At 50.8% G+C, this 25221-nt stretch carries 25 protein-coding genes; 11 read left to right on the top strand and 14 right to left on the bottom strand.

Annotation, left to right across the window (positions count from 1 at the left end; translation table 11 throughout):
* Positions 1-31 precede the first annotated feature (31 nt).
* Together HHL17_RS15045 and HHL17_RS15040 are read left to right on the top strand one after the other, a co-directional pair.
* On the top strand, positions 32-1432 hold the full coding sequence (locus HHL17_RS15045; protein WP_169225511.1) for an undecaprenyl-phosphate glucose phosphotransferase: 1401 nt from the start codon (positions 32-34) through the stop codon (positions 1430-1432).
* Entirely contained in the window at positions 1422-2696 is a 1275-nt protein-coding gene (locus HHL17_RS15040; protein ID WP_169225510.1) for a WcaI family glycosyltransferase, read from the top strand. Before HHL17_RS15045 ends, HHL17_RS15040 begins: the two co-directional genes overlap by 11 nt.
* On the opposite strand, the gene HHL17_RS15035 is transcribed toward HHL17_RS15040, so the two are convergent.
* The 5 genes from HHL17_RS15035 to HHL17_RS15015 all read right to left on the bottom strand — a co-directional run bounded on the left by HHL17_RS15035 (position 2647) and on the right by HHL17_RS15015 (position 8405).
* A complete protein-coding gene (locus HHL17_RS15035; RefSeq protein ID WP_169225509.1) occupies positions 2647-3483 on the bottom strand; it encodes an FkbM family methyltransferase in 837 nt (278 codons plus the stop codon). The two genes, HHL17_RS15040 and HHL17_RS15035, sit on opposite strands and share 50 nt — an antisense overlap.
* 269 nt (positions 3484-3752) lie before the next feature.
* On the bottom strand, positions 3753-5003 hold the full coding sequence (locus tag HHL17_RS15030; RefSeq protein ID WP_169225508.1) for an NAD(P)/FAD-dependent oxidoreductase: 1251 nt from the start codon (positions 5001-5003) through the stop codon (positions 3753-3755).
* 8 nt (positions 5004-5011) lie between these two features.
* A complete protein-coding gene (locus HHL17_RS15025; protein ID WP_169225507.1) occupies positions 5012-6013 on the bottom strand; it encodes a 4-hydroxyproline epimerase in 1002 nt (333 codons plus the stop codon).
* Positions 6014-6056: 43 nt separating this feature from the next.
* Positions 6057-7481 carry an aldehyde dehydrogenase (NADP(+)) gene (locus HHL17_RS15020; protein ID WP_169225506.1) on the bottom strand — a complete coding sequence of 475 codons (1425 nt, stop codon included), beginning with the start codon at positions 7479-7481 and terminating at the stop codon, positions 6057-6059.
* Positions 7482-7490: 9 nt separating this feature from the next.
* Positions 7491-8405 (bottom strand): dihydrodipicolinate synthase family protein, encoded by a 915-nt coding sequence (locus tag HHL17_RS15015; protein WP_169225505.1) that lies wholly within the window; start codon positions 8403-8405, stop codon positions 7491-7493.
* 198 nt (positions 8406-8603) lie between these two features.
* Between HHL17_RS15015 and HHL17_RS15010 the strand changes: the two genes are divergently transcribed.
* Together HHL17_RS15010 and HHL17_RS15005 are read left to right on the top strand one after the other, a co-directional pair.
* Complete coding sequence (locus HHL17_RS15010) at positions 8604-9494, top strand: AraC family transcriptional regulator (RefSeq protein WP_169225504.1); 891 nt, start codon at positions 8604-8606, stop codon at positions 9492-9494.
* Positions 9495-9578: 84 nt separating this feature from the next.
* Positions 9579-10031: a hypothetical protein gene (locus HHL17_RS15005; RefSeq protein ID WP_169225503.1), complete on the top strand. Its 453-nt coding sequence runs from the start codon at positions 9579-9581 to the stop codon at positions 10029-10031.
* Positions 10032-10037: 6 nt separating this feature from the next.
* Here the strand turns inward: HHL17_RS15005 and HHL17_RS15000 are convergent, their stop codons facing one another.
* From HHL17_RS15000 to HHL17_RS14990, 3 genes are read right to left on the bottom strand one after another with little or no spacing between them, the layout of a single operon-like run.
* Positions 10038-11048 (bottom strand): zinc-dependent alcohol dehydrogenase family protein, encoded by a 1011-nt coding sequence (locus tag HHL17_RS15000; RefSeq protein ID WP_169225502.1) that lies wholly within the window; start codon positions 11046-11048, stop codon positions 10038-10040.
* 9 nt (positions 11049-11057) lie between these two features.
* Positions 11058-11777 carry a polysaccharide deacetylase family protein gene (locus HHL17_RS14995; RefSeq protein ID WP_169225501.1) on the bottom strand — a complete coding sequence of 240 codons (720 nt, stop codon included), beginning with the start codon at positions 11775-11777 and terminating at the stop codon, positions 11058-11060.
* A gap of 2 nt (positions 11778-11779) precedes the next feature.
* Positions 11780-12808: a hypothetical protein gene (locus HHL17_RS14990; RefSeq protein ID WP_169225500.1), complete on the bottom strand. Its 1029-nt coding sequence runs from the start codon at positions 12806-12808 to the stop codon at positions 11780-11782.
* A gap of 153 nt (positions 12809-12961) precedes the next feature.
* On the opposite strand from HHL17_RS14990, the gene HHL17_RS14985 reads away from it, so the two are divergent.
* On the top strand, positions 12962-14476 hold the full coding sequence (locus HHL17_RS14985) for a DNA polymerase III (protein WP_169225499.1): 1515 nt from the start codon (positions 12962-12964) through the stop codon (positions 14474-14476).
* Positions 14477-14582: 106 nt separating this feature from the next.
* Positions 14583-15203 carry a hypothetical protein gene (locus tag HHL17_RS14980; RefSeq protein ID WP_169225498.1) on the top strand — a complete coding sequence of 207 codons (621 nt, stop codon included), beginning with the start codon at positions 14583-14585 and terminating at the stop codon, positions 15201-15203.
* Here the strand turns inward: HHL17_RS14980 and HHL17_RS14975 are convergent.
* Both HHL17_RS14975 and HHL17_RS14970 read right to left on the bottom strand, forming a co-directional pair.
* Positions 15200-16024: a sigma-70 family RNA polymerase sigma factor gene (locus HHL17_RS14975; RefSeq protein ID WP_169225497.1), complete on the bottom strand. Its 825-nt coding sequence runs from the start codon at positions 16022-16024 to the stop codon at positions 15200-15202. The genes HHL17_RS14980 and HHL17_RS14975 overlap by 4 nt on opposite strands.
* A complete protein-coding gene (locus HHL17_RS14970) occupies positions 16025-16414 on the bottom strand; it encodes a winged helix-turn-helix transcriptional regulator (protein WP_240975303.1) in 390 nt (129 codons plus the stop codon). It lies immediately after the preceding gene.
* An 84-nt stretch (positions 16415-16498) separates the two neighbouring features.
* Between HHL17_RS14970 and HHL17_RS14965 the strand changes: the two genes are divergently transcribed.
* Complete coding sequence (locus HHL17_RS14965) at positions 16499-17920, top strand: MFS transporter (protein ID WP_169225496.1); 1422 nt, start codon at positions 16499-16501, stop codon at positions 17918-17920.
* 6 nt (positions 17921-17926) lie between these two features.
* Here HHL17_RS14965 and HHL17_RS14960 read toward each other — a convergent pair whose 3' ends face one another.
* Complete coding sequence (locus HHL17_RS14960) at positions 17927-18760, bottom strand: hypothetical protein (RefSeq protein WP_169225495.1); 834 nt, start codon at positions 18758-18760, stop codon at positions 17927-17929.
* 11 nt (positions 18761-18771) lie between these two features.
* The gene (locus HHL17_RS14955) at positions 18772-19167 is read right to left on the bottom strand and encodes a hypothetical protein (RefSeq protein WP_169225494.1); all 396 of its coding nucleotides are present in this window, start codon (positions 19165-19167) and stop codon (positions 18772-18774) included.
* 162 nt (positions 19168-19329) lie between these two features.
* Between HHL17_RS14955 and HHL17_RS14950 the strand changes: the two genes are divergently transcribed.
* The gene (locus HHL17_RS14950; RefSeq protein ID WP_240975301.1) at positions 19330-20922 is read left to right on the top strand and encodes a sensor histidine kinase; all 1593 of its coding nucleotides are present in this window, start codon (positions 19330-19332) and stop codon (positions 20920-20922) included.
* Between the two features lie 4 nt (positions 20923-20926).
* Positions 20927-21985: a response regulator gene (locus tag HHL17_RS14945; RefSeq protein ID WP_169225493.1), complete on the top strand. Its 1059-nt coding sequence runs from the start codon at positions 20927-20929 to the stop codon at positions 21983-21985.
* Here HHL17_RS14945 and HHL17_RS14940 read toward each other — a convergent pair.
* Positions 21982-22359 (bottom strand): hypothetical protein, encoded by a 378-nt coding sequence (locus HHL17_RS14940; RefSeq protein ID WP_169225492.1) that lies wholly within the window; start codon positions 22357-22359, stop codon positions 21982-21984. The genes HHL17_RS14945 and HHL17_RS14940 overlap by 4 nt on opposite strands.
* A gap of 159 nt (positions 22360-22518) precedes the next feature.
* Between HHL17_RS14940 and HHL17_RS14935 the strand changes: the two genes are divergently transcribed.
* Entirely contained in the window at positions 22519-23322 is an 804-nt protein-coding gene (locus HHL17_RS14935) for a hypothetical protein (protein WP_169225491.1), read from the top strand.
* Here HHL17_RS14935 and HHL17_RS14930 read toward each other — a convergent pair.
* On the bottom strand, positions 23306-23938 hold the full coding sequence (locus HHL17_RS14930; protein WP_169225490.1) for a hypothetical protein: 633 nt from the start codon (positions 23936-23938) through the stop codon (positions 23306-23308). The two genes, HHL17_RS14935 and HHL17_RS14930, sit on opposite strands and share 17 nt — an antisense overlap.
* Before the next feature lie 142 nt (positions 23939-24080).
* Between HHL17_RS14930 and HHL17_RS14925 the strand changes: the two genes are divergently transcribed.
* Entirely contained in the window at positions 24081-25217 is a 1137-nt protein-coding gene (locus HHL17_RS14925) for a glycoside hydrolase family 172 protein (RefSeq protein ID WP_169225489.1), read from the top strand.
* Positions 25218-25221 lie beyond the last annotated feature (4 nt).

Genomic DNA, 25221 nt, shown 5'->3' with positions numbered 1-25221 from the left:
TGTGATTACCTAACTGTATGAATTTGTGATTATGAAAACCGCGCTCAATGTACCGCTACTGCTCAGGCAACTCGTTGACTGCCTCGTACTCACCATGGCCTACGTGATGGCTCAGGAGACGCTCAGCTTCTTCCAGCACACCACTTCCCACCATCCGGCGAGCATCCCCGTATGGTGCATCAGCATGACTACGTGGGTAGCCACAGGACTTTACCTGCACCTGTATGATGATTTCCGCTCCCGCCCTTTCTCCTATGAGTTTATGGCGATCATCAAAACACTGTTACTGCACATTTGTATCCTTACCTTCACCCTTTTTTACTTCTTCAAATTTTTCTACGCGCCCAGGGCTTTTATAGGCATATACAGCGGGTATATTTTCATCGGCATGATGGTCTCCAAAATCCTGATCAAAAAACTCTTCCTGCGTATCAGGATGAGAGGTTACAACATGAAAAATATACTGATCGTAGGGGCAGGAGAAACCGCCATGAACTTTCACAACACTATTGCCACCAACGATCATTTTGGCTATCAATGTGTGGGCTTTGTAGATAATACGCCCAATCAGACGCTCAACGGTAAATACCTGGGGCCGCTCTCCTCCCTTGGCCATATTCTGGAAAACCATGAGATAGATGATGTGGTGCTGGCCATTCCTGAAAGCAGCCGCGAAGAAACCGAAAGCGTCATTGTGGCCAGCGAGAAAGCTGCCAAGCGAGTAAAAATCATTGCCAGCTGTTATCAGCATTGCACCTCCACGGTGAGTATGAGCCTGTTCGGGGCCTTTCCGGTGATCACCATCCGCTCTTCCCCGCTGGACCATTCCGGTAATCAGCAGTTCAAACGGTTCTTCGACATCTGCTTTACCCTGTTTCTGCTGATCACCTTCTCCTGGTTATTTATACTGATCGCTCTCCTGGTGAAAATATCTTCCCCCGGACCGGTCATCTACAAGCAGGAAAGATGGGGGCTGAAAAACAAGAAGCTGACCATTTACAAATTCAGGACCATGAAGATAAACAGTGAATGGAACAGCGATGGCACCTACCGGCTGACAACCCGCAACGACCCGCGGGTAACGTGGATGGGTAAATTCCTGCGGCATACCAGTCTGGACGAACTGCCCCAGTTCTTTAACGTACTGAAAGGAGATATGTCGTTCGTTGGCCCGCGGCCTCATGTGACACCCTTGCACCTGGAGTTACAGAAAACCGTGCAGCACTACATGCTGCGTCACCTGGTGAAACCCGGTATCACCGGCTGGGCACAGGTCAACGGCTGCCGCGGTGAAAACGAACGGCTTGACTGGCAACAGCAACGTATCAACCTGGATATCTGGTATATTGAGAATTACAGCTGCTGGCTCGACTTTCAGATCATATTCCAGACGATCGTGAACCTGATTAAAGGAGATAAAAATGCTTTCTAAAAATAACACCAGTGTCAAACGTATCCTGTTGATCAGCTGTAATTATGCACCAGAGCCCAATGGCACCGGCAAGTATAACGGAGAGCTGATCAACTGGCTGGCAGCCAAAGGATACGACTGTACCGTACTGACTACTTATCCCTATTACCCCGAGTGGAAAATCAGCGCCTCCTATCGTCCCAAAAAATACCTTTTCTCCCGGGAAACCATCATCGCCGGAAGCAGGCCGGTGAAAGTGTACCGGTGCCCGCATTATGTACCTGCTTTGCCATCGGGCAGCAAAAGGGTATTACAGGACTTCACTTTTAGCCTGGCGGCTTCCGGGAAAATGTTACAGCTGTTACTGCAAAGGCGTTTTGATGTAGTGATCACCATAGCCCCCTCCTTCCATCTGGGCTTACTGGCTGCCGGATATAAATCTTTGCGGCAGACCCGCTTTATTTACCATATCCAGGATATGCAGATAGAAGCCGCCAGTAATCTTGGTATGCTGCGCTCTCCATGGCTGCTGCAGCAGTTGTTCCGGTTGGAAAAATATATCCTGCGGCGGGCGGACGTGGTTTCCTCCATTTCTCCCCAGATGGTGAGCAGCATTGCCAGCAAGGCCTCCCGGGAAGTGCAGCTCTTTCCCAACTGGGTGGACACAGACCGGTACTTTCCGCTCAATAATCGCGCTGCCCTGAAAGAGCAATTCGGCTTTTCCGCCAACAACAAAGTGATATTGTATTCCGGTGCGCTGGGAGAAAAGCAGGGACTGGAAAATGTGTTGGTGGCAGCGCGACAGCTACAGTATCATCGTAATATCCGTTTTGTGATTTGCGGCGATGGGCCTTACCGCCAGCGACTGGAGGCCATGGCCGCCGAATGGCAGCTGGAGCATGTTACCTTCCTGCCACTACAGCCAGCTTCGCACTTCAACCTGTTTTTGAACATGGCCGATCTACACCTGGTAATACAGCGGGGACAAGCCAGCGACCTGGTGATGCCTTCCAAACTCACCACCATCCTGGCCGTAGGCGGGGTACCTATTGTTACAGCCAACGAAGGTTCTGGATTGTACCAGCTGATCAGGCAACATCGTATAGGCATTTCTGTTATAGCAGATGATGCCACCGCTTTGAGCCGTGCCATAGAGGACGCTTTACAGGGAGAAACCGGTCATATTGCAGCCAATGCCCGCAGGTATGCGCAGGAGCAGCTGGCTATCGATCATATCATGGAACGTTTTGAGCGGGAAATCCTACAGGTGCCGCAGCACGTATAGCAACGATGTTCTGGAAGGAGAAAATTTCATAGTGGGCGGGGCTATATTTACCAAGCGGCTGCAACCCATCTGGCAACAACCGGTAAAAATTATACCCGGGTAAGAGATCGATGATATCTTTAAAAAATGTGCGGGAGATCACATTCATCTCATTAAATTCTATTTGTATCACATTCACCATGCCACCAGAGATACACTGGCGGGCCCCTTTCAGCACGGGCAGTTCATGTCCTTCTGTGTCAATCTTCAGCAGCGCTATAGCATCGATCCCATGGGATTGTACATATTCATCCAGGGTCGTTTGGGTAATGGCCACCGCCTCTGCCACACCATCGTGCAGCGTTTCAATCACTTCCCGGTACATGCTGGCATGTTCAGAACCACCGGCACCGGAGTAATCATACATCACTGTTTCAGCTTCCTGGTCGCCGGCTGCCATCCATACTGGTATGAAATCATTTTTTAACGCGGTGGCCTTCAGTTTCTGATAAGCGACCGGATGCGGTTCAAACGCATAAATGGGCAGCTTCACCTCGTACCTGCGCAGCATCTCGGAATAGTTGCCTACGTTAGCGCCAATATCGAAAACCACACCGGAGGAAAGCATACGCCGCCGCTTCAGGTACCGGATAAAAGCCCGTTCCCCCGAAACGCGTTCGTTTTCGTGGTTCTTGATACCCAATCCCAACATACTGGTTTTGTAAACGATGAGGTGGAGGGGATAAAACAATTTTCTAACAAATAAAAAAACAAACAACTGCTTGCAGGTACGGGCTATTCTGTGCATATGTTTCCGGTATTAAAAGGTAAAAGGATGCAGTCATTAATACTTAATGAAGATACGCCCTTAATAACGACAAATATTCATTCATTTTGTTCAATCATATTCGTTCCCAGGTTCCCAGGGCTGAAGCCCTGGGCTAATTTGTTGTTCAGGTTATTTTGATGAGGATTCCTTATGAGAAGAGAATTTGCCGGAAGCTGCATAAAGGAAAAAGCCTTTAAACGGGGTAGTTTAAAGGCTCTTTTTCCTGTTGTTTCATTTTATGCGGGCTTTCACCGCTTAAACCTTTCAGGGTGGAAAGGTTGCAGGTCCATCGATGTTGGTTGCCCGCCAACGAGTTCAGCCACCAGTTTTCCGGTAGCCGCACCCAGACTGATTCCCAGCATGGAGTGACCTGTGGCGATTGTTATATTAGGGTATCGGGATAAGTTTCCGATATACGGCAGACCATCGGCACTGCAAGGCCTGTAGCCATACCATACCTGGTCTGCCGGAGGAACGGCCATATCAAAGTCAGGGAAATACCTTTTCACCGAATCGAAGATACCCTGCACGCGCCGCATCCGCGGAGGTGTATGCAACGGGGTGATCTCCATGGTCCCTCCAAAGCGGATTTTATGGCCATCAAGAGGAGAGATAGCCACCCTTGCTTCGCTGAGGATGATGGAATGATGCACTTTGAATGGCGTGTTTTCAAAAGTTACAGAATAGCCTCTGCCGCCCACCATGGGGATACTGAGCCCGATTTCCCGGGCGAGGGCAGCGCTCCACACACCGGCGGCCAGCACCACGTGATCAGCCCCCAGTGTAGCGGTGGCGGTACGCACGCCGGTGATCCGGTTGCCTGTGGCTGCAAACCCGGTCACTTCCTGATGATGAATAAATTGCACGCCCTGTTTCTCCAGGTACAACTGCAGATTACGCATCAGCAGATTAGGATTCAACTGGGAGTCACCGGGGAAATACACTGCGCCCAATGCCTCCAGTTTCATGTCCGGCTCCATTTGCAAAAGTTCTGCCTTATTCAGCACGCGGGCTTCAATACCCAGTGCTGCGGCCTCTTTCACCGTTTCATGTGCGTGATGGGCGTTCTGTTCCGTCTGGAACAGTTCCATCATACCAATGGGCGCATAGGCGAAATCGAGGCCAGGCACCGTGGTCCATGATTCATACAGCTGTTTGCTGAGCAGCGCGATGTCACGCAGCGGAGCCGCCGAACGCTCCACATGCTGCCGCGTGGCGCTTTTCATAAACTTCAGGCCCCAGTTGACCAGGTCCCGGTTAAGCGATGGCTGTATGTAAAAAGGGCTGGAAGCGTTCAGCATCCATTTGAGCCCCTGCCGCACAATGCCTGGTGTGGCAAGCGGCACAAAGTGGCTGGGACAGATATAGCCGGCATTGCCGTAAGAGCAGCCCTGCGACATGTCCGATCTGTCTGCCACGGTCACGCTGTAACCCGCCTGTTGTAGGTAGTAGGCACTGGCCAGTCCGATGATACCACCGCCGATGATGATTACTTTCATAGTCTGTATCAGATTACCTGTAATCCGTAAGCATAAGGATCGTCTTCCGGATCGATAGAAATAGTGTTGTATCCATATACCCTTGCCCATCCTTCGATGCTGGGGCGGATGGCCGGCATGTTGCCGACGTTTGTTTCTTCCTCTATCCTGCCGGTGAAGCGGGAGCCGATAATGCTTTCATGCACAAAGGCATCGCCGCTTTTCAGTTTGCCTTTAGCGTACCATTGCGCCATACGGGCGGAAGTGCCGGTACCACAGGGAGAGCGGTCGATCGCCTTGTCCCCGTAGAACACAGCATTACGTGCGGTAGAAGTGGAGTCCAATACTGCGCCGGTCCACAATACATGGGAGCAGCCATTGATATTCGGATTGTCTGGGTGTACGAAGCTGCGATTTTCGTTTATCCGTCTGCGTAATTCCCTGGCCCATCCGATGAGCTGGGAGGCCGTGAAATGTTCCAGTCCGGGGAAACGTTCCTGTACATCTACAATAGCATAGAAGTTGCCGCCATAAGCCACATCTACGGTGAGTGGTCCCAGATCGGGGCAGTCCACCACGATGCCGGTAGCAGCCAGGTAAGACGGTACGTTGGTGAGCTTAACGCTTTTCACCTTGTTGCCCTGCTGTTGGTATTTTACTTCGACCAGTCCTGCGGGTGTTTCCATTCTCACCCTGCCGCGTGTCTGCGGGTTGATCAGTCCTTCTTCAATGGCGATGGTGATGGTACCGATAGTACCGTGGCCGCACATAGGCAGGCAGCCGCTGGTTTCGATAAAGAGCACCGCCACATCGTTGGCCGGATCATGTGGCGGATAAAGGATACTGCCGCTCATCATGTCATGCCCGCGGGGTTCAAACATCAGGCCTTTCCTTATCCAATCATATTCCCGGAGAAAATGGTCCCTTTTTTCGCTCATATTGCTGCCTTTCAGGACGGGGCCGCCGCCGGCCACCAGTCTTACCGGATTACCGCAGGTATGTGCATCGATGCAGAAAAATGTATGCTTCACGGTGGATGTATTTGTTGGTTAATAAAATGGTGGAAGCCTAACGTTAACGGGTAAACTGATTATCGACCAGTCGCCATATACCACGCGGATTAGCCGTTTTCAGCTCATCGGGCAACAGTGTGTCCGGGAACTGCTGGAAGCATACAGGCCTTACCCAGCGCCGGATAGCGGCGGTACCTACAGACGTGAAACGTGCGTCGGTGGTGGCAGGATATGGGCCGCCATGTACCATGGCTGCACATACTTCCACCCCCGTAGGGGCTCCATTCAGGATGATACGGCCGGCGAGGGTGACTTGTACGTCGACTACTTCCTTCCATTGGGAGAGATCTTCTTCGGTGGCCATCACGCTGGTGGTCAGTTGTCCTTTAAGGCTTCTGAGCAAAGCCAGCAGCTCGGTTTTGTCTTTGCATGCAACCACCAGGGCATGTGGACCAAACACTTCCTCTTTCAGTGCAGGGTTGGCCAGTATGGCCGCGCCGGAAGTGATGGCCAGCGAAGGGCGTACGGCGCTGGCATCAAAATCCAGTACCGGTGCGGGTGACAGCGTCACCTCCTGACTGGCCAGCACACGGCTGCGTCCTTCGAGGAAAGCGCTGTGAATACCCGGGTGCAACATTTTCTGCGGCGCTGTTTTTTCCAGCGCAGTGCCCAGTTGCTGCTGAAACGCTGTAAAGGCAGGGCTTTCCAGGCCTATCAGCAGGCCCGGATTGGTGCAGAACTGTCCTGCCCCGAGCGTGATCGAAGTAGCAAACATTTCGGCCAGTTCAGCGCTACGTGTTTCCAACGCCTGTGGCAGGAACACCACCGGGTTTACGCTGCTCATCTCTGCAAAAACAGGGATGGGCGTTTCCCTTTCCGCTGCATAGGCGCTGAGAGCTTTACCGCCCTGTAGAGAGCCGGTAAAGCCAACGCCTGAGGTATAGGGATGAACGACCAGCGCTTTGCCGGTATGATAATCGCCGGTGACATGCTGCACGGTATACGCGGGCATACCGCTTTGTATAATAGCTGCCTGTATGGCTTCAAACATCAGTTGGGAAGTGCGCGGATGTGCAGGGTGGCCTTTTACCACCACCGTAGCGCCGGCAGCCAGCGCACTGGCGGTATCACCACCGGCAGTAGAGAAGGCAAAAGGAAAATTGCTGGCGCCGAAAACCACTACCGGCCCTACCGGTAGCAACATCCGGCGGATGTTGGGCGTAGTATCTATCACCGCTTCTACCCAGCTGCCTTCTTTTATGAGATCGGCAAACTTCTGAAGCTGCGTAGTGGTACGTACAATTTCTCCGTTCAGCCTGGCCATGGGCAGGTTGGTCTCCTCGCCTGCCGTTTTCACCAGCGCCTCACGCCGCGCCGTGATCTCCGCCCCGATCGTTTCGAGGAAAGCCGCACGTTGTAACGGTGGAATATTTTTGTATTGCTCGTAGGCTGTGGCAGCCTGCTGCATAATCTGATCTATCTGCATACATGGAAATTATAAAGAGAGGTAATCAGGCAAAACCGGGCGTTGGGCTACGGCAGTGCGAATTACCTGCAGCACTCTTTCTCTTTCTGCTCCTTCGAGTATCAGGCGCGGTGCACGCACATATTCGCTTCCCAGTCCCACTTCGGCTTCTGCCAATTTAATAAATTGTACCAACTTAGGATACAGGTCCAGCTCCAGCAAAGGCAGGAACCAACGGTAAATTTCCACGGCTTCCTGAACGCGGCCGGCTTTAATCAACCGGTGTATGGCGACTGTCTCCGCAGGGAAAGCATCTACCAGTCCGCCTACCCAGCCATGAGCGCCCAGCACCATTTCTTCGAGTGCCAACGTATCAAGGCCGCATAATATTTTAAAACGGTCACCAAAACGGTTGATCATACGGGTAACGTTCGACACGTCGCGGGTGGATTCTTTAACAGCCTGGATATTAGGCAGTTCCTGTAACTGGTCGAAGATATCCAGGGTGACTTCTATCTTATAATCAACAGGATTGTTATATACCATTACCGGCAGGTCAGTGGAGGCGGCAATCGTTTTGAACCAGGTGGCTGTTTCACGTTCATCGCTTTTATAACGCATGGGCGGCAGCAACATAATACCGGAAGCACCCCATTTCTTTACCAGCGCGGCCTGTTGTATCGCGTCGCGGGTTGCGCCTTCAGCGATGTTGACTACCACGGGGATTTTACCGGCTACTTTCTCTACGGTGAACTTCGTCAGGGTTTCTTTTTCTGCGGTGGTCAGTGTGCTGGCCTCACCGAGCGATCCGCCCAGGATGATACCATCAATACCAGCTGCCAGCTGGGCCTGGAGGTTTTTGTCAAACAAAGGCAGGTCCAGTTCGTCGGCTGCAGTGAATTTGGTAGTGATGGCGGGAAATACGCCTTTCCATTCGATAGACATGATATTCTTTTTTTTCCCAAAAGTATTCATGACACCCTCAGTTGGCTTTCCCGATTGTAATCAATTATAACCCGATATTAACCAGTTTTGAAAAAAACAGGGATACCTTACCGTTTTTTAACCAGTTCAACCTACCTAAGGTTACAATACGGTTAATATTCGTAATATTGACCCATCCAAGAACAACCGGCAGTAATTATGAAAGTCTTACAGTTTACCGTACCTGTACCGCTAGATAAAACTATCATTGTGCAGAGAGATGTGTTGCCTTACTTTTACCCGCATCTGCACCGGCACCAGGAAGTACAGCTTACATGGGTACAACAGGGGGAAGGCACGCTCGTGGCTGACAATAACATGCATGCTTTCCGGCCTAATGATATCTTCTGGCTGGGAGCCAATCAGCCACATATCTATAAAAGCGATCCTTCCTACTTTGCCCCCAGGAGCCGTAAGAAGATCATGGCGCTGGTCATCTTCTTTAATCCTGACGGCAACCTGTCGGCGCTGTTCAACCTCCCGGAAATGAAACCGTTGAAGAACTTTGTACTGCAACAACAGTGCGGGTTTAAGGTACCTTCACTGCAAACGCCCGACATCTCGGCGCAAATGCTCCGTATCGCCAACAGCAGTGGCCCTGAACAACTGATGCATTTTGTGGAACTACTCCGGCTGCTCTCCGGATACCCGGATATTAGCCCATTGGCAGCGGTCAATAAAAAGGTGACTGTCAGCGATCATGATGGTATCCGTATCGGGAACATCTACAACTACATCATGCACAACTACGAACACCCTATCACGCTGGAAGACGCTGCCAGTCAGGTACACATGACACCGCACGCTTTCTGCCGCTTCTTTAAAAAACATACCCTGCATACTTTCGTCTCTTTCCTGAATGAAGTACGTATCAATGAAGCCTGCAAAAAACTGACGGACGGGAATTATGATAATATTGCTACCGTAGCCTACACCAGTGGGTTCAACAGCATCACCAATTTCAACCGGGTGTTTAAATCCGTTACCGGTAAATCTCCCAGTGAATATCTCAATAGCTATTTCCAGCATGTGGAGAAAACCGGTCAATAAACTGTCTCAACCTTTATAACATTCGCGGACCTATACCTGTTATTATGGTGCAACGATATTGCATCACCCGCAAACAATAACCTCATGCGCGTACTACAGTTATTACTCGTGTTTCCGTTGATATTTGTCCCTGCCTCCTTACAAGCGCGGCAACAGGAAAGTAAGGCCGCCACAGCGATACGGCACCTCAAGGAAAACACCAGGGCCAGCCTCGACTCACTGGACAGGGAGCAGGAAAAAATGGAAAACGATGCCGCCCGCCTGAAAAAAGACGCCGTGGCGGACTATAAAAAAGAAAAGGCTGCCATCAAAAAACATGAAGCTAAACTGCGGCAAAAAGTAAAGGAAGAAACAAAAGTAGCTGATGAAAAATGGGAATCCTTCAAAACATCCGTGGAAAAGGAGTTTAACGAACTACAACAGCGGGTACATCATCTCAAAGAAAAAATAAAAAAACAACTACCGGGTGATAATCATAACATGCAGGATGAGCCACCTACAGAAAACAACACCCCTCCTACCACCCTGCTGACGTAAACACCGTTACATCACCAGCACAGCAGCACCTTTTATCTCTCCCCGCCGCAACGCCTGCAATGCCTCGTTGGCCTGCTCCAGCGGATAGGTTTGTACAATAGTGGCCACCGGCACCTGCTGGATGACCTTCATCAGCAATTCACCATCTTTACGTGTGAGATTGGCCACGGAACGAATCGAACGCTCTTCCCACAACAGGCGATAAGGAAATCCGGGGATGTCACTCATGTGAATACCGCCGCATACCACCACACCACCCTTGTCTACCTGCGAAAGCGCCTGTGGTACCAGCGAACCATCCGGTGCAAAAATGATGGCAGCATCCAGCAATGCCGGCGGTGCATCCAGCGAACTGCCGGCCCAGGCCGCGCCCATCTTCAGCGCGAAACTCTCTCCTGATGTATCATCCGGACGGATGAAGGCATAAATGGATTTGTAATGGTACTGTGCTATCTGCACCAGGATATGCGCCGCCGCACCAAAACCATACAGCCCGATATGCTGCGCATGCTCCGGCAACATCCGCCAGGAACGATACCCAATCAGGCCAGCGCACATCAGCGGCGCCCCGCCGGGATGAACGTAGTTTTCCGGTATATGTAAACAATAAGCTGCGAGCGCCAGTACGTAGTCAGCATAACCGCCATTGACGCTATATCCGGTAAAAAGCGCATGCTCACACAGGTTCTCCTGGTCCATCGAACAATATTTGCAATGCCCGCAGGTATAGGCCAGCCACGGCACGCCCACCTTTTCTCCTGGTGATAATGTGGTGACCCCATCTCCCACAGCGACCACTTCGCCAACGATCTCGTGTCCCGGTATCAACGGCAAAGCCGGCGCCGGCAATTCACCGTCGATGATATGCAGGTCTGTTCTGCATACTCCGCAGGCGATCACTTTCATCAATACCTGTCCTGTTGCGGGCGCAGGCACCGGCACCGTTTGCAGCATGAGCGGCTGTCCTTTCTTTTCCATGACCATGGCTCGCATGGTGGAAGGGATGTTGTTCGTCATACAAAACATTTATTGTGTTCCATACAAGGCCATTTCTCGCAGCAGCTGTGCACCGGACCAACGGCCGTCAACCATCAGGCGCCGAAGGGTATACAGCTCCTTCCCTGCTGATGGCGGGCGGTTGAGCTGAAAAGCCGCTTTATAACCGGCCTGCTTCACATGCATGATAATACTGTCGTTGTACGCGCCGAAAGGATAAGCGAAATACCATACCGGCCGGCCTGTGATTTTCTCCAGCTGCCGCCTTGGCTCCACCAGCTCCTTGTTCCAGTCCTTGTATCCGTCCGGAAAAGGATGGTCCCAGGTATGACTGGCCACCACATGTCCTTCATCGGCCAACGCTTTCACATTGGCAGCCGACAGATAACGCGGTTTGTTCAACGTAACCGTCATCACAAAAAACACGCCTTTAAAATGGTACTGCTGTAATAATGGCGCCGCTACCGAATAATGCACATCATGGGAATCATCGAAGGTGATGATACAGGCATGTGGTGGAAATGGTTTATGCTGCTGCATCAGCGCCACCAGTTCATCTGGCAGGATGGTATGGTAACCGCTGTCGGCAAGTGTTTTGAGTTGCCTTTCAAACTGGTTGCGGTCAATATGCAACAAATCGTTCTTATGCTGCCCCGCAGTGGTGATATTGTGGTAACACAATACGGGCAACTGCTGGGCGGTGGTTGTCAGCGACAGGCAACAGCACCAAAAGACAATGAGCCGTTTCATGGTTATTGGTATTGAATGTAAACCGGACGGGGGAACAGAGCCAGCACTTCATCAGGCCCCATCAGGTGGCCGCCGGTAGCGATATCTACCTGATAAAACAATTTAAACCCGGTGAACTGCACCGGCTGGTGAGCGATCCAGGTCCGGTAAGTATTTTTCTTCTTAGTCACGCTGCCAAAGCCATCCATGTCCATCACCAGTTGTACTTCCGGATGCAGGCGGATATTTTTGTAGTTGGTCACCATGCCCCGCGTAAAGCGGTGCACCACCAGTATTTTGGGTGGCAGCCGGTGTTGTTTCACCAGGTCGGCCAGCCAGGAGCTGGCGTAGTTAATATCTTCCGCGTCCATTGTACCGATAACGGTACAGGGAGGCTGACCATGCTTCATGGAATATTCCGGGTCAATGCCCAGGTGCACCTCCGGCCGGACCAGGTATTTTTCCAGCAGCGGCAGCTCCTCCTGCAACTTGCTGTGCCCCGGCTGTATATCCAGGAAAACGAGCGCATGTGCGCGGGTTGCCAGCTCCAACGCTTTGTTGATCGCGGATTCTGGCATACGCATCCGGTATTTACCATCCTTGCCGGGATTACGCTGCGCAGTAACAGCGATGTAATGAAAAGCCTGCAGCACTGGTGTGGACGTATCCGCCGCCTGCCACATGGCAGCTGCAGCTGCCAGTTGTGCCAGCATGGAATCTACAGGCACCGTGCCCAGCACGCCCAGCCGGGGCGTATAAAAGTTTCCATAGTAAGCTACTACCCGATGAAAGGGCAACAAAGCCCCAGGAAGCGGATAATCACGCTGATAAGGCCAGGCTGTAGCAGCAGAGTCATGCAGCAAGCGAAGCATTTTTTGTTGATAGGCTGCCGTATCCAATACAGCTCCGCCTGTCTCCCGCTTGTTGGGAACGGCGGTTATTTCTTTTGTCAACGGGCGTTCTTCCTTCGGGCGGCGAAAGGATTTCCACAGCACCCACCCTAGTATGACCAACACCAATATGCCTGCCATCCATTTTCCGGCCTGTTTCATGTGGTATGTTATTAAGATGATCCGAACTCATAACAAATACTGACGGCAATCAGTTGTATGTTATCCTGACGATAATCAGGACCAGGGTTAACATCCATCATGTCCCAGGCCTGCGAATCATCCTACATTAGCAGTATCAAAAAAGCGGGCCATATGAAACGTCGAGGTAAAAACAGTCCGTCTATTCCGGCTTCGCTGGCGCCTTTGGGCCATGTGAAAGATATTACTGCACAGGAAGTGCAGGCGATACAGGAAAAGCTGAACATTAACAGTATCCGGGAACTGGTGGCGGCTGCCAGCAACGGGCTGTTGGAAACAGTGCCGGGCATCACAGCGGTGCAAATCAAAAATATCAAGCGTGCCTTCAAATTGTATAAAACAGACGATACCCGTGTACCACTATGGGACGCTCGTTTTGCCGGACAGGAATTACTGCGCATCCTCTCCCTGTTTCCGGAAGTGGAAAAAGTAGCGCTCGCCGGCAGCCTGCGACGATGCAAAGACACCGTCGGAGACATCGATATTCTGATACAATCTACCGAAGCCGACAGAAGGAAATTGCTGTACAAAATTTCCCGGATGCCGCAAACGGAAAGTATTGTCGCCACCGGGCCACATCACTTCTGCGTAATCCTGCGTAACCATTTACAGGCGGACATCCGGCTGGCCACCCATAAACATTACGGCGCCAGTTTATTGTACTATACCGGCTCCGTGCCGTACAATCAATACCTGGAAAAACTGGCCGGTGATAAAGGTTTCCGCTTCGGGCCACTGGGGCTGACCGCCAGTCAAACCGGGGAATATGTGGCCGGTGAACAGGAAACAGATATCTTCCGGCAACTGGGTATCGATTACCTGGAACCTGAACTACGGGAAGATTATGATGAACAGACCTATGCATCATTTTATCAGATACCCTCGCTGATCACCTTCAACCAGCTGAAAGGCGATATGCAGGTCCATACCGACTGGAGCGATGGTACCGAAAGCATCGCAGCCATTGCCAGGTACCTGTCGCATACTTTTCCGCATTACCAATACATCGTGATCACTGATCATGTTTCCGGTAATCGGCCTAACCATGTATTGCCCCCTGTAGATGTATACAGACAGGCAGCAGAAATAGACCGTATTAATGGCCTGATGGGATTCGACTATGTAAAAAAAGGCCTGGAAACAGACATCCTGGAAAACGGGGAACCAGAATTAGCCAATGATCTCCTGGAACAGTCAGACTGGGTGACAGCCTCCATTCATACCGATTTCACCAGGGACAATACCGACAGGCTGATCAAGGCCTGCGAGCATCCACATGTTCACTGCATCGGACATCCCAGTGGCAGGATGATCAGTACGCGGCCGCCATATCCGGTGAACTGGGATGCGGTGTTTGATGCGGCCGCCCGGACCGGCACCGCGCTGGAAATCAATTCCCGTCCCAACCGGCTGGACCTGAATGATGAGCTGGTGCACAAAGCCATCTCCAAAGGCGTGAAACTGGTCATTAACAGTGATGCCCGTACGCTTTCCCATTTTGATTTCGTAAAACTGGGCGTATCTGTGGCGCGGCGTGGGGCCTGCGGCAAAAAGGATATTCTTAATACCGGTAGCTGGAAAGATATTGAAGCATTTAAAGCAGCCAAACAACGGTTGTTCCGCCCATAACCCTATTTGTTATTTTCCCCTTCGGGGGATGATAACAAAAAATATTTTACCTGGTTTTGTCACAAAAAGTCCATCATGTCTGTCCCTGATGAAATGGATTTTTTTTATGACTAAAAGCACAATTTCAGCTTACACCAAAGCAGGACATTACTGGTCCGGCGTCACGCTGGCCGTATTCATTGGGTTTCACCTCTTTAACCAGTTGGTTTCTCTCGTGGGGGGAAACGCTCATATCATGGTGATGCAGGCCTTTCGTAGCGTATACCGGCATCCTGTAGTGGAAACCATGCTGCTGGCGGCGGTGGCGTTTCAGGTAATGACTGGTTTCCTGTTGATTTTTACAAGGAAACGGAGCAGCCTGGCAGAGAAAATACAGGTTTATTCCGGGTTATATCTCTCCTTCTTTTTGTTGTTTCATGTAGGCGCTGTACTATATGGCCGTTCACTGGGGCTGGATACGAATTTCTATTTCGCGGCAGCGGGGCTGAACATTTACCCGGCCACTTTCTTTTTCGTTCCATATTACTTTCTGGCTGTATCGGCAATTTCACTGCATGTAGCGGCCATACACTATATCAAAACCGGTTCGCTGCGCTGGTCCAGGGCTATTGCCGTTACCGGAGTGCTGGCAGCAGTGCTGATCATCAGCGGCTTTACCAATGGTTTCCGGTGGCGCCCTATGCCACCGGCGAATAAGCAGTTTATCCGGCAGTCATTTGGCGGTTAGCGGAGTTTATCGGGGTTGCGTACAAAATAAACGGCATGGACCCCTTCTTCGTCCATAGACACCAGCATAACAGTATCCACGGCACCATTGGCATCATAGCAGATCACGCCAGGCCCGCCATTGATGGCAGTTACTGCGAAAGTAAGTTTTGAGCCTTGTTTCGCGTATATCCCCAGCAGGAAAGCTGCAGCTGTTGCGCGGCCCACCAGCGGCACCTGCGCAGCTGTGGCTTTTCCGCCGCCGTCTGAGTAGATGGTGATATCGTCCTTCAGGTAAGTCATCAGTCTGGCGGTATCCCCGCCACTACATGCTTCCAGAAACGCCTGGAACAAAGCGGTGCGCTGTTCGTCCGCAGGAGAGTAGCGCATCTTACCTGCTGCAATCCTCTCTTTGGCGCGGTGAAACAGCTGCCGGCAGTGGTCCTGCTCCAGTGTAAGGACTGCGGCTATCTCTTCATAGGAATAACTCAGTGTCTCCCTCAAAATAAACACGGCCCGCTCCAACGGATTCAGTGTCTGCAACAAAATCAGCAATGCAAAGGAGATATCCCGGTCATGGATATACGAAAAACGTTCCTGGAATAGCGGAGAAGGCAGATCGATGCCCGGATACACGGTCTTCTTACGGGCTTCCAGCAGCGAGAGACACCGATGCATCACTGCTTTGACGAGGTAGTTTTCCGGATGCACGATGACTGCTGCGTCCTGCCGGGAATACGCCAGGAATACATCATGCAGGATATCTTCCGCATCCATGGCGTTTTTTGTCATCTTGTAAGCGACAGCAAAAAGGGTAGGCTTATACTGTTCAAAGGCAGTCATCTAACAACTTTTTGGGTCCTGCAAAGCATGATATTCATCGCCCCAGTCGCACAATGCCTGGATGGTAGGCACCAGCTTTATGCCGATGGGCGTGAGTTTATATTCCACACGCGGCGGCGTTTCGGCATATATCTTCCTTTCGATGATGCCGTCGCGTTCCAGTTCGCGCAATTGCATCGTCAGCGTGGCATGGGTGATATCCTTCATTTTCTTCCGCAGCTCACCGAAGCGCAGGGGACATCCTTTGCGGATGGCATTGAGCAGCAGCAGCTTCCATTTTCCACCGATCACCTTCATGGCTTTTGTCATGGCACAGTTATTTTCTCCCTCCCATACATCTTTCTCCAACTGTGTATCTAACTGACTATCATCAATAGTATTTTTTTTCATACCAGGTATTATTCTTTAAACTACTTGTTACAATTCACTGTCCGCCGCAACTTTGGCAGCGATAAAGTTAACAAATTGGACATTATGAAGAGACTACAATTGAAATGGTTATCGCTCCTGATCGTATCTACATCTGTATTTCTGGCTGTCATTGATATTTTTATTGTGAACGTGGCCCTGCCCTCCATCCGTCAGGGAGTACAGGGCAGTGAATCGGATATGCAGCTGATCATTGCGCTTTACCTGCTGGGATATGCCGCTTTCCTGATCACCGGCGGGCGGCTGGGCGATCACTATGGCAGGAAAAGGGTATTCATTGTGTCCATGTTGTTGTTTACGTTCAGCTCCTTGTTGTGCGGCCTGGCGCAAACAGCATGGCAACTGAATGCAGCCCGGTTCATCCAGGGCACCAGCGCTGCTTTTATGATACCACAAGGCATCAGTTATATACACGTCTTGTTTCCCGAACATAAAGAAAGGATCAAAGCACTGGGCATTTACGGCAGTATTGCCGGTTCCGCCTCCGTGATAGGCCAGTTCCTGGGCGGATTGTTACCCGATGTACATTGGATCGTGGAAGGCTGGCGGTTATTGTTCCTGATCAACCTGCCACTGGGACTGGCAGCGGCGGCACTGGCCGGCCGTTATCTCAACGATACGGCGCAACACCGGGAAGGCCGTTTTGATATCAGCGGCGTGGCATTGCTCACCATCGCACTGTTCGCCTTAATATATCCGTTGATCCGTGGCCGTGAGTTGGGCTGGCCGTTATGGAGCATATTGTCCCTCGCCGGGGCGGTAGCCGTACTGCTGCTTTTCGGCTACGACCAGCAGCGCAAGCTGGCAGCGCAGCAGAACCCGCTGATCAATATCCGGTTGTTCTCCTATAAAGATTTCAACATCGGGCTTTGCGCCGTATTGTTTTATTTTATGGTGCAGGATTCCTATTTCCTGATCAATGCCATATTCATGCAGACAGGACTGGGATATAGTTCCTCTGAAACGGGCATCCTCTTTGTGTTTCAGGGCGTGGGCTACGTAGTGGCGTCACTGTTATCTATTCCGTTGGTGAAACGGTATGGTAAAAGGGTATTGCAAGGCGGTGTCCTTATCATGATCCTATCGCTGCTGATGCACCTGGTGTTTTTCCGTGCTGCGGCCATGCCGAAAACTGTGTTACTGGCCACCCTTTTCTTTTACGGCACCGGCTGCGGTTCCGTATTGCCCTCCTTATTGACTATGGCGCTGAAAAGCATTCCCGTACATTTTGCCGGTGCAGCATCCGGCACGTTTTCCACTTTCCAGCAAACAGCCGTAGCGTTGGGCATTGGCGTCACCGGCGGTATCTTCTTCAGCCTGTTGGGCGATGCCCCTTCGCTGTCCGTCTACCTGCACGCCTATCAGATCGCCACCGGCGTCAATATCGGTTTTCTCCTGCTGGTAAGCGTCTTCCTGTATATCCTGCCCGAAGGGCAGCAAACAATAACGGCAATGGCTATACATTAATTCCTGTCAGTGATGGGTGATAAAGACCGGCTGGCTGATCAGCTTCAATACCGGTTCCATGGGATTGGGCATTAAAAGGTTGGACACCACATTTCTGCCAAACGCGCCCATCACGATCATTACTTTTTCTTTTTCAAAAAGATACTCTAACAGCCGCGCCTGTACGTAATCATCTTCCAGTACAATCAGGGAACCGCCAGGATAATGGGTATGTAACCATTCTTCCAGCTTTTCCATGTCACCTTTCACCGGGTGATCTTTGGACGTAACACTTAGCACGGTGGCTTTGTGGCAGGACAGTTGCGGGAGCAGGTAAGTAAACTGCCGCATGGCATGCATACAGGCGTTGCCACCGTTATAGGTGAAAATAATTTCGTTTATCCCTTCAAACTTCGGTGGTGCAATGATAACCGGGCATTCCGCCTCTTCCAGTACATCTCTGACAAATGAAGTAGGTGTGGTTTCCGGCCGCCAGGAAAAGGAGGTTGCGGCATCTACCACCAGCAGGTCGGCATACCTGCTTTCTTTCAACACGGCTTTCAACGGCATGCCTGCATGTTGATGAACAGTACAGTCCACCTCATTGAGCTTACATTGACTGATAAAACGTTTGATGTTCTCGTCCCGGTACAGTTCTTTCTGTTGTGCGATAGGCGCGCCGGGAACGGATTCTATCACACCTTTTTCACGGATGTCTTCCAAAGAGCGCAACTCCATTTCCTGGTTCTCCAGGAACACGCCGGTCAACCGGGAATGGGTAAGGTTGGCCAGATAGCAGGCGAAGTCAAGACAACTTTTGCTCATGCATACGACATCTGTTACAAATAATATTTTTTCCATGGTCAGGGAGATTATTCTTTTTCCGGTTCTTCCGGCAATTGGAAAGCAGTAGCTTTTTCAGCATCCCCGGCGTTTAATTCCTCCAGCGTAAGATGTCCGGTGGTGGTGGTTTGTAACCAAATGTCCCCGGCTTTATGAAAAATATGTCCGTGCAGGCCGAAAAGGCACCTCAGATCATGTTCTACCGCCAACGCGGTGCGGTAATGGCTGATGTCCAGCCAACCGAAGCTGTGTAATATCCTGATTTTCTCTATCGGTGTGTTAGCAGCAAACTTATCTTTCTCATCACAACATTCTCCCGGCAATGCTGACTTGTGGAAAAACTCCAGCTTCAACCTCGGATACAGGCGGCGGAACCGTTCCTGAACGTCGGCAATGATCGCTTCTTCACTAATATAGATCTGCATAACCCATAGCTTTAAAACGCTGATACAATACTACGATGACACCGTATTTTCCCCAATGAGATCAGTCAGGACAAAGACTGACAATAGTCATATCCTTTGCTGCAACCGCATAAATCCTTAACTTTCCGCCAATTGTGTTTTTTATACTAAGACTCATCGATCATGAATTTACATGTCAGCGATCTGGATATCGACTTACAGCTCAGTATTTTCGCCGCCGTGATGGAGCGTACCCCCGGGCTGGTGGCCGTCAGGGAAATGGCTTCGGGACGGTTGAAATACATCAACGAAACCGGTATCCGGATGTTGGGCACCGACGATTTCCCTTCGCTGGAACTGTTACTGGAACAAAATAAACTGGGCACCGGTAAAGCAGTACAGGGCGCCGCTTTCTCCCCGGATGAGCCGCTGTTGCAGGAAAGACAATGGAAAAATGTACAAGGGGAAACCTATACCGGTCTTTATGAAGAAATGGTGCTCAAACACAAAAATGAACAATACTGTTTCTTCCGGATCACCGACAGCCAATCTGACCGTCGTTATAAACTTCAGCTCAGCAAAGAATTACAGCGGTTTGGCGCGTTATTCAACTATGCCAGTATCGGTATTGTGGTAGCCAACCAGGATGGTGATATTACGCTGATCAATGACTTCGCGCTCACCCAGTTCGATTACCGGCGGGAAGAGCTGACGGGGCAGAAAGTAGAAAAACTGATCCCGCGACGCCTGCACCAGAAGCACATCGGTCACCGCGAAAGATACAATGCCGCACCGCAAAGCAGGCCGATGGGCATCGGGCTGGACCTCTTCGCCGTTCGCCGCGATGGCTCCGAGTTCCCGGTGGAAATCAGCCTGAGCCACTATTCCAACGAAGAAGGACATTTTGTGATTGCTTATGTCAGCAATATCACTGAAAGAAAAAAAGCGGAAGAACGCATCGAAAGACTCAATAACGAGCTGGAAAGCATGGTGGAAGAACGTACCCAGCAGCTGGTAAAAGCACTGGCAGAACTCGAAGCCTCTAAAGAAGAGCTGACTATCGCACTCAGCAAGGAAAAGGAACTGGGCGACCTCAAATCACGCTTTGTGTCTATGGCTTCTCACGAGTTCCGTACGCCGCTGAGCACCATCCTGTCCTCCGCTTTCCTGGTAAAACACTATGCCGCAGAAAGCGAACAGCCGGTACGCAACAAACATATTCAGCGCATCGTGAACGCTGTCAGCTTTCTGACAGACACGCTCAACGATTTCCTGTCTGTCGGAAAAATCGAAGAGGGCAAGCTACAGGCGCGGTATTCCATGTTCCAGATCAAAGATTATTTCCAGACCATCATACAGGAAATGCAGGGCATCATCCGGGAAAAACAGACCATCCAATATGAGCATACCGGCGAAGAAGTTTGCTGGCTGGACACCTCGCTGCTCCGGCATATCGCCATGAACCTGCTCGGCAACGCCATTAAATTCTCCGCTGCCGACAGCACCATCGAGATGTACACCCGCATGGAAGACAACCTGTTTACCGTTATGATCAAAGATTACGGCATCGGTATGTCGCAGGAAGACCAGCAACATCTCTACGAACGTTTTTACCGGGGCGCCAACGTAAGCAACATCCAGGGCACCGGTCTTGGACTGCATATTGTACAGAAATACAGTGAACTGATGAACGGCGCCATCTCCTGTGCCAGCGAGCTGGGCAAAGGCACCGTATTCACCATTACTTTCCCTGCTGATCCCATAAATATTCCGTAAGCATATGAAGACGATCCTGTTGATAGAAGACAATGAAGAATTAAGAGAAAACACGGCAGACATCCTGGCTATTGCCGGTTATCATGTATTGACCGCAGAGAATGGAATGACCGGCTTTGAAAAATTGCTGGAGCACAAGCCCGACCTCGTTATCTGTGATATCATGATGCCCGTGCTGGACGGCTTTGGCGTGCTGCATCTGATGCAACAGCATGAAGCCGTTAAGGACACCCCGTTCATTTTCCTCACGGCCAAAACAGAGCGGGCCGATTTCCGCAAAGGCATGGGCATGGGCGCTGACGACTATCTGACCAAACCTTTCAGTGGCACGGAGTTATGGGAAACCGTGGAAAACCGGTTGCGCAAAGCCGCCATCCGCAAAAAAGAATTCCCGCCCAACCTGCAGGGCATGAACCGTCTGATGTTTGAAGCTACCGGCAAAGCCTCGCTGGAAGCGCTGGCCGAAGGACGTAACATCGACAAGTACCGTAAAAAACAAGTGATCTATACAGAAGGCAACCACCCTACCCGCCTCTTCTTTGTACAGAAAGGCAAGGTAAAAACCTGCAAGACCAACGACCAGGGCAAAGAACTGGTGCTGGACATTTATGCAGAAGGTGATTTCCTCGGTTATAACGCCCTGCTGGAAGGCTCACTGTATAAAGAAACAGCCGTGGCCATGGAAGATAGTGAGATTGCCGTTATCCCTGCCACCGACTTTGAAGAGTTGTTGAACAACAACCACGAAGTGGCCTCGCAGCTCATCAAAATGCTGGCTAAAAACATCAGCGACAAAGAACAGCAACTATTGGGACTGGCATACAATTCCCTGCGCAAAAAGGTAGCGGAAGCTTTATTGAATCTGCTTAAAAAATACAATCCACCCAAGGACACGCCGCTGGTGATCAACATCAGCCGGGAGAACCTGGCCAACATAGCCGGTACCGCCACCGAGTCACTGATCCGTACACTGAGCGATTTCCGCGATGAACAACTGATCGAGATAAAAGAAGGAGCCGTGGTGATCCTGAATGAAAAAAAACTGGCCGGTATACTGGCTTAGACCAACGGGAAAGACTGCCGCAGATAATGACGGAAGTCAGCATCCAGCATATCAAAATGTTGTTGCACCATTGTAAACCTTCTCTCCATCATCAGTTCCGATACGGTAGCGTCTTTCAGCCCCGTCATAGTTTGAACTGATGCCAGCACGCCCTGCTGCTCACTGATTTCGTGGCGCAGCAGGGCTATCTGTTCGTCCATCTTCAGGAACCGGCTCTGAAAATATTCCAGCCGCCCCAGCTCCCTCCGGTCAAAGTCTGTTGATAAAATCCGGGCCAGCTTCAGCTTAAAACATATATTCTCATCTTCCAGGACCTTTAGCAGGTATTTACGCGATTCTTGCTGTGCCCGCAGTTCCTCCAACTTGTCCTTCATCGTCCGTTGTTTATAGTAATCCGGCACAAATTAGGGAAGCGGCATTTCCTGATTAATGACAGGGATCAGCCGCCTCAATGATATCCGTCATTGCCTTCGGCCAATGGGCATCCGACCTTTGTTACAGGTTATTTTTCAGTGTCTTATAAACGATGCCAGATGAAAAAGATACTGTTGGCTGTGGATGACGGCCACTTCCCGGAAGGCGCCTTCCGGTTTGCCCGGAAAATACAGGAACTGGAGCCCATTACGCTCTGCGGTGTATTTTTACCGGAGCTGGACTTTGGTACCAATGTCAGCTATACCTCTTTGTATATACCGCTGACAGAAAACTATGCTGCGGTCTCCATCCAGCAAAGCATACAGACATTCAGGGAATACTGCCGGCAGTATAATATCAACCACCTCGTACACCACGACCTGAACGAATATGCACTAAAGCTGTTACGGAAAGAATCACTTTTCTCAGACCTGCTATTATTAAGCAGCGAGAAATTTTATGCGGACCTGCTCTATGGCCCCGGCGGATTTCTGGGCAGCGCCCTGCACCAGTCGGCATGCCCGCTGATTGCTGTCCCGGAAGATGCCACTTTCCCCGAAAGCCTCATCCTCACCTATGATGGCAGCGCCTCTTCTGTATACGCGATCAAAAGTTTTGCCTGGTTGTTTCCTCAGCTATGCGAACTAAAAACAACTTTATTGTACAGCCATACGGATGATACCCGGCGACCAGATACCGGAGATATTATGGAACTGGTACAACATCATTTTCCCAATCTGGATACCGGGGCGATTGATACCATCCCCGAAAAATACTTCAACACATGGCTGAGTGAGATCCCCCACCCGATGGTGATATGCGGCGCCTATGGCCGCTCATTGTTATCAAGGGTGTTCCGGCGCAGTTTTGTGGAAGATACACTGCGTGCACACCAGGTACCGGTGTTTATTGCGCACCGTTGACCGCATACTTGTTTCCTTTCAGGGTGTTGATCATCTTGTCCAATGCGGTGGTGTTAGTAGCCGGGACCACTACTGATTGTTTGATCATAAACAGGCGGGTGGTAATATAACCGGAGGACAGGCTACCACCATGATTTTGAGAGAGCACAACTGTCTGCCCGTTTGCAGGTTTACCGGTCCAGATATACACACTGTCTTTTCCGTCCGTGTATCGATCAACGTTAGTTCCCAGTAAAGCCGTCAACCGTTTCACTATTTCTGCATTACGCAGACTGGCAGCGAGGTTTGTTTCTACAATCTCCACACCTGCCTTACCGGTACGGGCTTCATCATCAAACAAAAAAGAAATGCTTTTGCCCCAACCGTTGGCAGAGAGCAGCGTATCGCGGGAATCGCCCGAAAACAGCAGGTCTCCATAGCGAAAATCACGCACCTTGTCAATCATTTTGCTGGGCAGGGTGGTAAACGGGTCGCGGCTGACCACATGCTTTCTGTAATTCATGTAACTGTTCACATCCATGGTCCAGTAATGCTGGTAAAGGTCTGTTTTTATATTACAGGCACTGATCATTATCAGGAGCAACCACAGCACACTATATAAAGCAATACGGTACATACGATAAGTTTCGTCATGCAGTTAACGGTAAGGCCGCAAAGGTATTGCATACCATTCATAAAAAAATCCGGACAGTGCTTGTATACTAAAACGTTTAACCTTATTTTTAATCAGACCGCTGCAAAATTCTAAATTCCACGACATGAAAAAACTCATCTTTCTGCTGGCTGCAGCCTGTGTACAGCTGTCGGCCTATGCCCAACAACCCTTCAACGGCCTGGACATGAACATGGGCAACCTTTCCCGCCTGTCGGACGCCAAAACACGGTCCATCAGCCCGGAGAACTTCACCGGTGAAGCCGGTAAAGGCGGCATGGCCACCCTGGAGCAGGGCAACGCCCGTCATGCTGCCCGGGAACTGGGACAGGGCTGGAAAGTGAATCCCTACATCTTCATAGAGCCCGGCAAAACCGTTACGCTGGCCGAAATCAATGGCTCCGGCGCTATCCAGCATATTTGGATGACACCTACCGGCAACTGGCGCTATTCCATTCTCCGCTTCTACTGGGACGACGAAACCACTCCTTCCGTGGAGGTACCTGTGGGCGACTTCTTTGGCATGGGATGGGGCGAATACGCACCTCTCAACTCCCTCGCGGTATGTGTTAATCCAGGCAGCGCTTTCAACTGCTACTGGTCCATGCCCTTCCGGAAAAAATGCCGGATCACCATGGAAAATATCAATACCGAAAAAATGACGCTGTATTACCAGGTCGACTATACGCTGACGACCGTTCCTGAAGATGCCGGTTATTTCCATGCGCAGTTCCGGCGCAGCAATCCCGTGAAAGACGCCAGCTACACCCTGGTGGACGGCATCCGCGGGAAAGGACAATATGTAGGTACTTATCTTGCCTGGGGCGTGAATAACAACGGCTGGTGGGGAGAAGGAGAAATTAAATTCTTTATGGATGGCGACAGCAAATATCCCACCATCTGCGGTACCGGCACAGAAGACTATTTCTGCGGCTCCTATAACTTCGACGTCAAAGGGAAATACCAGGAATTCTCTACGCCTTATGCCGGGCTGCCACAGGTAATACGGCCTGACGGGCTGTATAAATCACAACAACGTTTCGGGTTGTACCGCTGGCATATCATGGACCCTGTCCGCTTTGAAAAAGAGCTGCGGGTAACCATACAGGACCTGGGCTGGCGCAGTGGCGGCCGTTACCTGCCACAACAGTCTGATATCAGCAGCGTCGTGTTCTGGTATCAGCGGGAGCCACATGCGCCCTTTCCAAAACTACCGTCCATGAATGAACTGGAAGTGAATTAGCAGC

Source organism: Chitinophaga fulva, assembly GCF_012927205.1.
Classification (GTDB): domain Bacteria; phylum Bacteroidota; class Bacteroidia; order Chitinophagales; family Chitinophagaceae; genus Chitinophaga; species Chitinophaga fulva.
Note: the sequence above shows the minus strand (reverse complement) of the source record. Positions and strands in the feature narration are given on the sequence as shown.

Coding starts and splice junctions, on each gene's coding strand:
- HHL17_RS15045 (WP_169225511.1), top strand. CDS start 32: ATGAAAACCGCGCTCAATGTACCGCTACTGCTCAGGCAACTCGTTGAC.
- HHL17_RS15040 (WP_169225510.1), top strand. CDS start 1,422: ATGCTTTCTAAAAATAACACCAGTGTCAAACGTATCCTGTTGATCAGC.
- HHL17_RS15035 (WP_169225509.1), bottom strand. CDS start 3,483: ATGCACAGAATAGCCCGTACCTGCAAGCAGTTGTTTGTTTTTTTATTT.
- HHL17_RS15030 (WP_169225508.1), bottom strand. CDS start 5,003: ATGAAAGTAATCATCATCGGCGGTGGTATCATCGGACTGGCCAGTGCC.
- HHL17_RS15020 (WP_169225506.1), bottom strand. CDS start 7,481: ATGCAGATAGATCAGATTATGCAGCAGGCTGCCACAGCCTACGAGCAA.
- HHL17_RS15015 (WP_169225505.1), bottom strand. CDS start 8,405: ATGTCTATCGAATGGAAAGGCGTATTTCCCGCCATCACTACCAAATTC.
- HHL17_RS15010 (WP_169225504.1), top strand. CDS start 8,604: ATGAAAGTCTTACAGTTTACCGTACCTGTACCGCTAGATAAAACTATC.
- HHL17_RS15005 (WP_169225503.1), top strand. CDS start 9,579: ATGCGCGTACTACAGTTATTACTCGTGTTTCCGTTGATATTTGTCCCT.
- HHL17_RS15000 (WP_169225502.1), bottom strand. CDS start 11,048: ATGACGAACAACATCCCTTCCACCATGCGAGCCATGGTCATGGAAAAG.
- HHL17_RS14995 (WP_169225501.1), bottom strand. CDS start 11,777: ATGAAACGGCTCATTGTCTTTTGGTGCTGTTGCCTGTCGCTGACAACC.
- HHL17_RS14990 (WP_169225500.1), bottom strand. CDS start 12,808: ATGAAACAGGCCGGAAAATGGATGGCAGGCATATTGGTGTTGGTCATA.
- HHL17_RS14985 (WP_169225499.1), top strand. CDS start 12,962: ATGAAACGTCGAGGTAAAAACAGTCCGTCTATTCCGGCTTCGCTGGCG.
- HHL17_RS14980 (WP_169225498.1), top strand. CDS start 14,583: ATGACTAAAAGCACAATTTCAGCTTACACCAAAGCAGGACATTACTGG.
- HHL17_RS14975 (WP_169225497.1), bottom strand. CDS start 16,024: ATGACTGCCTTTGAACAGTATAAGCCTACCCTTTTTGCTGTCGCTTAC.
- HHL17_RS14970 (WP_240975303.1), bottom strand. CDS start 16,414: ATGAAAAAAAATACTATTGATGATAGTCAGTTAGATACACAGTTGGAG.
- HHL17_RS14965 (WP_169225496.1), top strand. CDS start 16,499: ATGAAGAGACTACAATTGAAATGGTTATCGCTCCTGATCGTATCTACA.
- HHL17_RS14960 (WP_169225495.1), bottom strand. CDS start 18,760: ATGGAAAAAATATTATTTGTAACAGATGTCGTATGCATGAGCAAAAGT.
- HHL17_RS14955 (WP_169225494.1), bottom strand. CDS start 19,167: ATGCAGATCTATATTAGTGAAGAAGCGATCATTGCCGACGTTCAGGAA.
- HHL17_RS14950 (WP_240975301.1), top strand. CDS start 19,330: ATGAATTTACATGTCAGCGATCTGGATATCGACTTACAGCTCAGTATT.
- HHL17_RS14945 (WP_169225493.1), top strand. CDS start 20,927: ATGAAGACGATCCTGTTGATAGAAGACAATGAAGAATTAAGAGAAAAC.
- HHL17_RS14940 (WP_169225492.1), bottom strand. CDS start 22,359: ATGAAGGACAAGTTGGAGGAACTGCGGGCACAGCAAGAATCGCGTAAA.
- HHL17_RS14935 (WP_169225491.1), top strand. CDS start 22,519: ATGAAAAAGATACTGTTGGCTGTGGATGACGGCCACTTCCCGGAAGGC.
- HHL17_RS14930 (WP_169225490.1), bottom strand. CDS start 23,938: ATGTACCGTATTGCTTTATATAGTGTGCTGTGGTTGCTCCTGATAATG.
- HHL17_RS14925 (WP_169225489.1), top strand. CDS start 24,081: ATGAAAAAACTCATCTTTCTGCTGGCTGCAGCCTGTGTACAGCTGTCG.